At 68.0% G+C, this 344-nt stretch carries 1 protein-coding gene; it reads right to left on the bottom strand.

Going from position 1 to position 344, the window contains the following annotated elements:
• Positions 1–344 (bottom strand): hypothetical protein (locus J8I33_RS34325; protein WP_348636057.1); only part of this gene is annotated, 344 nt, incomplete at both ends.

Here is a 344-nt window from a genome sequence, read left to right as displayed (position 1 = left end):
TCGTAGTTGTCGGAGTTGACCGGGATGTTGGTGTGGACGTTGCCGTCGCCCGCATGCATGTGCAGCGCGACGAACACGCGGCCGCGCAGCACGCGCTTGTGGATCGCCTGCGCTTCGTCGAGGATCGGCTTGAACGGGCCGCCGTTGAAGATCGCGCGCAGTTCCGCGCGGATCTCCTGCTTCCACGAGATGCGGACCGTGCGGTCCTGCGTGACGTGGAACACGGTTGCGCCCGGTTGCGCGTCCGCGCGATCGGCGAACTTCTCCGCGAGCGCCTCGTAGCCGAGCTGCACCAGGTAGTGCTGCGCCTCGCGCAGCGGCTGGTCGAGCCGGTCGCGCACGAA

The organism is Burkholderia sp. AcTa6-5 (assembly GCF_017815075.1).
In the GTDB taxonomy this organism is placed as follows: Bacteria; Pseudomonadota; Gammaproteobacteria; order Burkholderiales; family Burkholderiaceae; genus Burkholderia; species Burkholderia sola.
The sequence above is the reverse complement of the archived record's forward strand: the minus strand, read 5'-3'. Positions and strand labels throughout refer to the sequence as shown.